The 10064-nt window shown below is 74.3% G+C and carries 3 protein-coding genes; 1 reads left to right on the plus strand and 2 read right to left on the minus strand.

The features are described 5' to 3' along the window. Both Srubr_RS09045 and ccrA read right to left on the minus strand, forming a co-directional pair. Positions 1-6928, minus strand: a 6928-nt coding sequence (locus Srubr_RS09045; protein ID WP_230426646.1) for a type I polyketide synthase, incomplete at its 3' end; no start/stop codon positions are given. Positions 6929-7256: 328 nt separating this feature from the next. Continuing rightward, positions 7257-8588 carry a crotonyl-CoA carboxylase/reductase gene (gene ccrA, locus Srubr_RS09050; RefSeq protein WP_189997946.1) on the minus strand — a complete coding sequence of 444 codons (1332 nt, stop codon included), beginning with the start codon at positions 8586-8588 and terminating at the stop codon, positions 7257-7259. A 594-nt stretch (positions 8589-9182) separates the two neighbouring features. Here ccrA and Srubr_RS09055 point away from each other — a divergent pair. Further along, complete coding sequence (locus Srubr_RS09055; RefSeq protein WP_189997945.1) at positions 9183-9902, plus strand: hypothetical protein; 720 nt, start codon at positions 9183-9185, stop codon at positions 9900-9902. The last annotated feature ends 162 nt before the right edge of the window (positions 9903-10064 follow it).

Here is a 10064-nt window from a genome sequence, read left to right on the forward strand (position 1 = left end):
TCTCGGCGCGAAAGTCGAGGGTGCGCGAGTCCATGACGTGCTCGACGCCGAGGCCGCGCAGCATCTCGCGCTTGGCGGGGGAGCCGGCGGTGGCGAACACCCGCGCGCCCCGGCGGCGGGCGACCTGGAGCGCGGCGAGGCCGACGCCGCCGGTCGCGGAGTGGATGAGCACGCTGTCCCCCGCGCGCAGCCGGCCGAGGTGTTCCAGGCCGTACACGGCGGTGAGGAAGGCGATGGGCACCGCGGCGGCCTGCTCGTCGTCCAGGGCCGCCGGGGCCGGGGCCGTCAGGCGCGCGTCGAGTGTGAGGAAGGCCGCCATGCCGCCGGGGCCGGCGGCGATGACCCGGTCGCCGACCCGGCGCCCGCGTACGCCCTCGCCGACCGCGGTGATCCGGCCGGCGCACTCGGCGCCGAGCGGTACGACGCCTTCGGCTCCCGGGTAGGAGTCCAGGGCCTTGAGGACGTCGCTGAAGTTCAGGCCCGCGGCGGTGACCTCGATCTCGACCTCGCCGGGTCCGGGCGGGGTGCGGTGCCACCAGGTCGGGCGGAGGCTGGCCAGGGCGCCGGGGCGGGTGGCCAGCAGCCGGTGGTTGCCGTCGCGGGCGGCGTCGAAGGACCAGGAGGGACGCCGGTCCCCGGTGTCCCGGCCGGCGGGCGCCCAGGGCTGGAGCGCGGGTGTCAGCCGCACCTCGCCGCGCAGGGCGACCTGGTCGTCGTCGCCGGGACGCAGCACCTCCTCGAGCAGCTGGGTGCCCTCGGCGGCCGGGCGGGCCGGGTCCAGGTCGACGACGGTGGTGCGCAGCTCGCTGTGCTCCAGGCCGATCACCCGGGCCAGACCCCACAACGGGGCATGCCCCACGGCCGGTTCGTCGCCGTCGGCGGCGCGCTGGGCGCCGCGGGTGACGAGGACCAGGCGGGGCGCGGGGTCCTGGCCCGCGCGGGCGAGTTCCTGCACGAGGTGCAGCACCGGCAGGCAGACGTCGCCGTGCTCGCCGGGGCCGGCGTCCAGCGCCCACGCGTGGACGATGCCGTCGGGGCGGACATCCGCGTCGGCCAGGTCGGCCAGCAGCGCGGCGAGGTCCTCGCGGCGCCCGGGGTCGACCTCGTACGTGTGCGGGCCGGCCTTGCGGTAGGCCGAACCGGCGGTGACGGTGAGGCAGGTGGCACCGCGCGAGCGCAGGCCGGTGGCGAGAGTGGCGGCGGTGGTGCCGGTGTCGGCGAACAGCAGCCAGGTGCCCGGCTGCCGCGCGGTGCCGGGGGATCCGGCCGGCGCGGGGCGCCAGGCGATGTCGAGCAGCAACTCGTCGAGCGGGTCGGCGGCCCCGGCGCGCTCCAGGCGCTGCAGGGTGATGCCGGTGACCTCGCCGACGGCGGTGCCCGCGTCGTCGTACAGGACGACGGTGGCGCCGGTGATCCGCTCGGCGCCGGGCCGGGCGGTGACGGCCGCGTGGGCCCAGCGGGGTTCGGCGCGGTCGGTGAAGAGGGTGAAGCCGCCGACGGCGACCGGCAGGTAGGTGGCGTCGAGGGGGGTCTCCTGCGCGTCGAGCGCGGCGCTGAGGACCTGCAGGGCGCTGTCGAGCACGGCGGGGTGCACGGGGTGCTCGCCGCGGTCGGTGGTCAGCGCGGTCCGCTCGCGGAGCCGGGCGACGGCCTCGGCCCGGCCCCGCCACAGCTCCTGCACCCCCTGGAAGGCGGGGCCGTAGGCCAGTCCGGCGCGGCGCAGTGCCGCGTAGTGGTCGTCGGCCGCGGCGGTGGTGGCGCAGCGCGCCCGTACGGCGGCCAGCGGTTCGGCGCCGGCCCCGGGGGCGGCCCGGCGGAAGGCCGCCCGCGCGGCCTCGGTCCACTGCTCGCCGGCGCCGGCCCGGGTGTACAGCCGCACCGTGCCGGTGTCGGCGGTGCCGGGCAGCAGGACGAGCTGCAGGGTGCTGTCCTCGGCCTGCTCGGGCACGACGGTGAGCCGGCTGAGGGTGATGTCGTCCAGGGCGGCGGCGCCACCGAGGTGCGCGCGGGCCGCGGCGAGCGCGGCGTCCAGCACCAGGGCGGCGGGCAGGACGGGACTGCCGCCGATCTGATGATCCGTCAGGTAAGGGAACTCCGCGAGGGAGACGGGCGCCGACCAGTGCACGGCGTGCGGCGGCAGCGCCGATTCGGTGCGCTCGCGCAGGACCGGGTGGCCGCGGTGCGCGGCCGGGCGTCCCGGGCGCCGCTCGTGTCGGCAGCGGGTGCGCTGCCAGGGGTAGGAGGGCAGGTCGGCCATGGGACCGGCCGGGCCGTGGACCCGGGTGAAGTCGACCGGGTGGCCGGCGGTGTAGAGACGGCCCAGCTCGGTGAGCACGGCGGCCCGGCCCGGCTGGTCCCGGCGCAGCGAGGACACCGCGACCGCGTCGTCGTACGACGAGACGCGCTCGGTGACGGCGTCGGTGAGCATCGGGTGGGGCGAGACCTCGACGAAGACGGTGTGCCCGGTGTCGGCGAGCGCGGTGACGGCGGTGTCGAACAGGACCGGCCGGGTGAGGTTGGCGGCCCAGTACCCGGCGTCCAGGCGGTCGCCGGGCACGATCTCGCCGGTGCCGGTGGAGACCATCGGGATCGCGGTGGGCCGGGGCCGCAGCGGGGCCAGCTGCCGCCGCAGCTCGGCGGCGACGGGCTCCATCAGGGGGCAGTGGGAGGCGAACCCGACCGACTCCAGGACCTTGCAGTAGAGCCCCTCGTCCGCCAGGGACTTGGCGAACCTCTCCACGGCGGGGCCCTCGCCGGAGAACACGGTGGAGTTCGGGCTGTTGGCGGCGGCGATCCACACCGGTCCCGGGGCGCGCTCGGCCAGCAGGGCGCGGGCCCGGTCGAGGGAGACGCCCGCGACGGCCATCCGGCCCTTGCCGGTGGCGGCGTGCAGGACGGTACCGCGGTGCAGGGCGATCAGGAGGGCGTCCTCCAGCGAGATCGCGCCCGCGACCTGGGCGGCGGCGATCTCGCCGACGCTGTGCCCGACGACGGCGGCGGGTTCGACCCCCCAGGAGCGCCACAGGGCGGCCAGCGCTGTCTGCACCGCGGTCAGGGCGGGCTGGCCGACGGCGGTGTCGAGCAGCCGGGAGCGGTCCGGGTCGGCCGTGAGCTGGTCGAGCAGCGACCAGTCGGTGTGGCGGCGCAGCAGGGCGTCGGCCCGCTCCAGGACGGCCCGGAAGGCCCGTTCCCCGGCGAGCTCGCCGTCGAGCAGGTCGGCGGCGAGCGGCCACCAGCGGGGTCCCTGCCCGGAGAAGACGAACACCGCCTTGTCCTGCCGGCCGGCCCGGCGCACGCCGGAGCTGAGGCCGGGCGCCTCCTCGCCGCGGCCGAACGCGGCGAGCGCCCCGCGCAGTTCCGCGGCCGACGAGCCGACGCAGGCCAGCCGGTGCTCGTGATGGGTGCGCCGGACGGCGGCGGCGGAGGCGAAGGTGCCCACGGGCGTGGTGCCGGTGAGCTTGTCCGCGTAGCGGGCGGCGAGGTCGCGCAGGGCCTGCTCGTCCCGGGCCGAGACGGTCAGCAGCACGGCGCCGTCGGCTGTGGCGCCGGGCCGGCCGGCGGCCCGCGGCGGTTCCTCCACCACCAGGTGCGCGTTGGTGCCGCCGAAGCCGAAGGAGCTGACACCCGCGAGGGCGGGGGCGTCGGTGGGCCACGGCTGGAGGGTGTCGGCGACCCGGACGGGCAGGTCGGCGAAGGGGATGTGCGGGTTGGGGGTGCGGTAGTGCAGGGTCGGCGGCACCACGCGGTGGCGGACCATCAGGGCGGTCTTGATCAGACCGCCGATCCCGGCGGCGGCCTCCATGTGCCCGAGATTGGACTTGACCGAGCCGATCAGGCAGGGCCGGTCCGGGTCGCGGCCGTCCCCGAGGACCGCGCCGAGGGCCTTGGCCTCGATCGGGTCGCCGAGGATGGTGCCGGTGCCGTGGGCCTCCACATAGGCGATGTCGCGGGCGCGCACCCCGGCCCTGGCGTGGGCGGCGCGTACGACCGCCTCCTGGGCCTTCGGGTTGGGGGCCATCAGCCCGTTGCTCGCGCCGTCCTGGTTGACGGCGCCGCCCCGGATCACGGCGTGCACGGGGTCGCCGTCGGCCAGGGCCCGGCTGAGCGGCTTGAGGACCACCACGCCCGCGCCCTCGGAGCGCACATAGCCGTCGGCGGCGGCGTCGAACGGCTTGCAGCGGCCGTCGGCGGACATCACCCCGGCCTTGCTGAAGTTGATGGCGAAGGCCGGGGACAGCACCAGGTTCACGCCGCCAGCGAGGGCCAGGCCGCACTCGCCGCGGGACAGGCTCGCGCAGGCCTGGAGCACCGCCACCAGCGAGGAGGAGCAGGCGGAGTCGACGGCCATGCTCGGGCCGCGCAGGTCCAGCAGGTACGAGATGCGGTTGGCGGCGATGCTCAGCGCGCTGCCGGTGCCGGTGTAGGCGTCGATGGCGTCGAGGTCGCCCAGCTCGCCGGTGGCGTGGTCGAAGGTGGAGATGCCGATGAACACGCCGGTCTGGGTGCCGGACAGCGAGCCGGTGGGCACGCCCGCGTTCTCCAGGGCCTCGAAGGAGACCTCGGCGAGCAGTCGCTGCTGGGGGTCCATACGGGCGGCTTCCGCCTGCGAGATGCCGAAGAAGCCGGCGTCGAAGCGGTCGATCCCGTCGACGAAACCGCCCCAGCGGCTGTTGGTGCGGCCGGGGGCCGAGGGGTCCTCGTCGGTGAACTCCTCGGTGTCCCAGCGCTCCGGGGGCACCTCGGTGACCGCGTCGCGCCCCTCGCTCAGCAGCTGCCAGAAGCTGTCGGGGCCGTCGACGCCGCCGGGGAAGCGGCAGCCGATGCCGATGATGGCGATCGGCTCGTCCGCCCCGGACCCGTCCGGTGTGTGCGCGGCCGGTGCGACGGGCGCCGGGGCGGTGAGGGTCGTGGGGGGCTCGTCGGCGGCCCCGGGCGCCTCGACGGCGGCGGGCTGCCCGGCCAGGTGCCGGGCGAGCTTGGCGGCGGTGGGGTGCTCCCAGACGATGCCGGGCTCCAGCGGGACGCCGAGACGGCGCTCCAGGTCCCCGACCATCGCGACCAGTTCCACGGATCGCAGTCCGTACCCGGCGAACGGCAGCTCCGGGTCGATGGTGCCGGCCGGCCGTCCGGTCGCGGCGGCCAGCGCCTCGCGCAGCCACCGCTGGATCACGGCGGCGTCGGGCGGGGCGGTCGGCGCGCCCGGTGCCGCGGGCGCGTCCGGCGCCGCCGGGCCGGGGCCGGCCTCGTCCGCCCGCCACAGCGCGAGCGGTTCGAAGGTGCCCCCGAGGAGGCTGTCGATGCAGGCCCGGCGCTGGAGCTTGCCGCTGGAGGTCTTCGGTACCGTCCCGGTGCGGGCCAGGGCGACGATGTACGGCTGCAGTCCGTGTTCGCGGGCGACCTCGGTGCGTATCGCGTCGATGACCCGGGCGCGGTCCTCCGGCGAGCGGCTGCCGCGGTACTCCTGGACGACGATGAGGCGTTCCTCGCCGTCGATCTCGCGGGCGCCGGCCACTCCGCAGCCCGGCCGCAGGCCCGGGTCGACGCTTTCGACGGTCCGCTCGATGTCCTGGGGGTAGTGGTTGCGGCCCGCGACGATGACGACGTCCTTGATGCGGCCGGTGACGTAGAGCTGGCCGCCGTCGGCGAATCCGAGGTCACCGGTACGGAGGAACGTTCCCTCTCCGGTGTCGAGCCGGGCCCGGAAGGTCTCCTCGGTGGCCTCGGGGCGGCGCCAGTAACCGTGCGCGACGCTCGGCCCGGACACCCATATCTCGCCGACCCGGCCGTCGGGCAGGGCGGCGCGGGTCTGCGGGTCCACGACGACGACACGCTGGTCGTGCAGGGAGAAGCCGCAGCTGGGCAGGTTGCGTACGGCCTCGCCCGGGGTCGCGTCCTCGGCGGTGCCCGTCAGCAGCGCCTCGGCCCGCAGGTTGCGGTGGACGGGCTCGGCGGCCGGATCCCCGGTGGAGACCACCAGGGTGGCCTCGGCCAGGCCGTAGGACGGGGCATGGGTGGCGGGCCGGAAGCCGCACTCGGCGAAGGTGCGCGAGAAACGGTCCATGGTCTCCTTGCGCACCGGCTCCGCGCCGTTGAGGGCGACCCGCCAGGTGCTCAGGTCCAGGGTCCGCCGGTCCTCCTCGGTGACCTTGGCCACCGCGAGGTCGTAGGCGAAGTTGGGGGCGGGGCTCGCGGTCGCGCCGGCGTCGGAGATCGCGCGCAGCCAGCGCAGCGGTCGCTTCAGGAACGAGTACGGCGACATGAAGGTGACCGGGTAGCCGCCGTGGGCCGGGGTGAGCAGGCCCATGATGAGGCCCAGGTCGTGGAAGGGCGGCAGCCAGCTCACCATGTGCTGGTGGGGATCGCCGGCGAAGAACTGCCGGTTCATCTCCGAGATGTTGTGCATCAGGTTGCCGTGACTGACCATCACGCCCTTGGGGCTGCTGGTGGAGCCGGACGTGTACTGCAGGAACGCGAGGTCGTCACGGCCGCTGCCGGGGTCGCGCCAGCCGTCGGCGGCGGCGGTGTCGACGTCGTCGACGGCGATCCAGGCGATGTCCCGCAGCGTCGGGGCGTGTTCGGCGAAGCGGTCGACCAGGGCGACCGTCGCGGCGGGCGCGAGCACCACGGCGGGCTCGGCGTCGTCGACGATGGCGGTCAGCCGCGGCAGGGTGCGCATCGGGAACGCCGGGTCCGGGGGGTAGACCGGCACGGCGACGATGTCGGCGTACAGGCAGGCGAAGAACGAGACGACGTAGTCCAGCCCGGCCGGGCACATGATCAGGGCGCGCTCCTTCGCCGGGAAGCGCTCCCGCAGCACCGCGGCGATCGCCCGGGCGCGCAGGTCCAGCTCGGCGTTGCCCAGGGCCTGGGGCTCGCCCTCGCCGTCCACGAGGAAGCGGAAGATCGACTCCTGCGAGTGTTCCTGCAAGACCGTACGGAAATGGTCGACAAGCGATCGTGCGTCCCGGCCCGGCATGCGAGCGTCCTCTCGATATCGAACGTGCGTGAACTCGTGCGGAGTACGCGGATCGTGCCGCGCGGTCCTGATTGCTTCATTACGTGCGGTGCTTCAGCACAGAGGCCGTGGTGCGGCCGGGAGAATCAGGATGGGCTGATACGAAGAGGCGGCCGGGGAAATACCGTCCGGTGCGTGGGCACCCGGAACTCCCGGTGGAATGCCGCCCATTTTCCGTCAGCATCCATCAGGTTCCGCGGGACCGTCAAGAAACAGCCGGCCCGGCAGGTGGCGGAAGGCCTCAGGACGTGCGGAACCGGTTGATCGCCGGCTCGTGCCGGGCCCGCAGCTCCGGGTCGCCGACCCCGAGCCCCTCCTCGGGGGCCAGGCACAGCACCCCGACCTTGCCCTGGTGCCGGTTGTGGTGCACGTCGTACACGGCCTGGGCGGTGTCCTCCAGCGGCACCACCCGCGACAGCGTGGGATGCACCAGGCCCTTGGCGACGAGCCGGTTGGCCTCCCACGCCTCGCGGTAGTTCGCGAAATGCGTGCCCACGATGCGCTTGAGGTGCATCCACAGGTACCGGTTGTCGTAGACGTGCTCGTAACCGGAGGTGGACGCGCAGGTGACGATGGTGCCGCCGCGGCGGGCCACGTACACGCTCGCGCCGAACGTCTCGCGGCCCGGGTGCTCGAAGACGATGTCCGGGTCGTCACCGCCGGTCAGTTCCCTGATCCGGGAGCCGAACCGCCGCCACTCCCGCGGGTCCTGGGTGTGCTCGTCCTTCCAGAACCGGTAGCCCTCGGCGCTGCGGTCGATCACCAGTTCCGCGCCCATCCGCCGGGCGAGCTCCGCCTTCTGCGGACTGGACACGACGCACACCGGGGTGGCCCCGCCGTTGAGGACCAGCTGGGTGGCGTACGAGCCCAGTCCGCCGGTGGCGCCCCAGATCAGGACGGTGTCGCCCTGCTTGAGCCGGGCGCCGCCCGCGGAGACCAGCTGCCGGTACGCGGTGGAGTTCACCAGCCCCGAGGCGGCCGCCTCCTCCCAGGTGAGGTGACGCGGCTTGGGCATCAGCTGGTTGGCCTTGACCAGCGCCAGCTCGGCCAGCCCGCCGAAGTTCGTCTCGAACCCCCAGATGCGCTGCTCCGGGTCGAGCATGGTGTCGGCGTGCCCGTCGGGGTGGTCCAGCTCCACGGACAGGCAGTGCGCGACCACCTGGTCCCCGGGACGCCAGGCCGTGACCCCCTCGCCGCAGCGCAGCACCACACCGGCGAGGTCCGAGCCCAGCACGTGGTAGGGCAGGTCGTGCCGGGCCGCCTGGGGCGAGGTACGGCCGTAGCGGGACAGGAAGCCGAACGTCGGCACCGGTTCGAAGATCGACGACCACACCGTGTTGTGGTTGATCCCGCTCGCCATCACCGCCACCAGCACCTCGCCGGCGGCCGGTTCGGGGGTGGCCACCTCCTCCAGGTGCAGCGACCGGCGCGGATCCTTGTCGCGGCTCGCCAGCCCCTCGAACATCGCCGTCTCGTCGGCGTGCAGCACGACCCCCCGGTAGAAATCCGGCACCGGCAGGTGGCCCACCTCGTCGAGTTCGCCCGCGAGGATCGCATCGAGGATCTTTTGCATTGTCTGCCGACCTCTTTCCGGCTCAGTCCGCGAATACGGAAAACGATTCGTCCGCGTTTCCCGCAGGGGAGAAAAGCGAAGGTATTACCGGGCAAGCGCGGAACGCATGCTGGCATCCGGGCCGTGGCCGAGTCCAGTGGCCGCGATTCGCGTACGGTGTGCCGAGAGCGTGGCGGATCGGCGAGGCCCGCCGGGATGTTCAAGTGGCCGATACGGACAGTCGAACATCTCCTGGCACGGCCGGGCCGGAGGTGAATCGAGGGTGAATCGCGTGGGTCCCGGCCGGGGTCCGGGCGACCCCGCGGGGAACCCCGCGCGGGGTCGCCCGCCCGCAGCGTTCAACTGGCTTCTGCCGAGCAGTTGAACGCTCCGGTGCGGCGGTACGGCCAGGCGTTCGCCCGCCGTGCGGGTGTCCTAGGGGACAGCCCTGATATGCGCGTAGGGGTTGACCCTGATGCCGGAGGGCACTCGTCCGGTTACGTTGGGGCAAGTGGGCCGGACAGGGCATCTCGTGCCGCCGTGCAGGGACCGTCCGCGCAGCGAAACACCGTGCACCCGGCGTGACCACCCGGGTGAGGAACCGAGGAGGAGTCTGTGACCGACATGGGTGCCAGGAGTTCCGTGCAGGACGCGAAAAGCCGCACCTCGTCCGCCGGCTGGACGGCCCGGCGCGTCACCGCCGTCGTGGTCGGGGGAATCCTGACCCTCGTCGCGCTGACGCTCGTCGGTCTGGGCGGCACCGCCGTGTACATGGCCTCGCACGACGACGGCTACATCGACCTGGGGACCGGCAAGTACGCGCACCGCACCGACACCTACGCCATGGCCACCGACAGCTGGCGCGCCGACAAGCAGATGGGGGGCCTGCTGAACGACCTGCGGATCACCTTCAAGCCGGACAACCCCTCCGACCCGGTGTTCGTCGGCCTCGCCGAACAGGACAAGCTGGGCCGGTACCTGGACGGCGTCCAGCACGTGACCATCCACGACTCCAGCGACAAGGGCGACACCGCGAGCCGGCACGACGGCGGCACCCCCAAGACACCGCCGGCCCAGGCCGATGTGTGGGTCGCCAAGGCCAGCGGGCAGGGGGCGCAGACGCTGAACTGGTCCGTGAAGTCCGGTGACGTCCAGGCGGTCGTCATGAAGGCCGACGGATCGCGCGGCCAGTCCGGCCATGTCACCGTCGCGGCGAAGGTCGCGGGCCTGACCTGGATCGGCATCGGGTCGCTGGTGGTGGGTCTGCTCCTGCTGGCCGGTTCGGTCTGGATGATCGTGCGGCCGGTCCGCCGGGCGCGGGGGCGCACCGCCTGACCCCGCACACGGCGCGCGGCGCGGGCACGGGTCACCGTGCCCGCGCCGTTTCGCGTTTCTGGTCCCTGCCGCGGCCCGCTTCCGTGCCGCGCGGCCGGTTCACCGTGCCGGGCAGGACGGCCGTCCTGCCGGGGCGGGCCGGCCGCGTCCGGCCGCACGGTG

It is taken from the genome of Streptomyces rubradiris, from assembly GCF_016860525.1.
Classification (GTDB): Bacteria; Actinomycetota; Actinomycetes; order Streptomycetales; family Streptomycetaceae; genus Streptomyces; species Streptomyces rubradiris.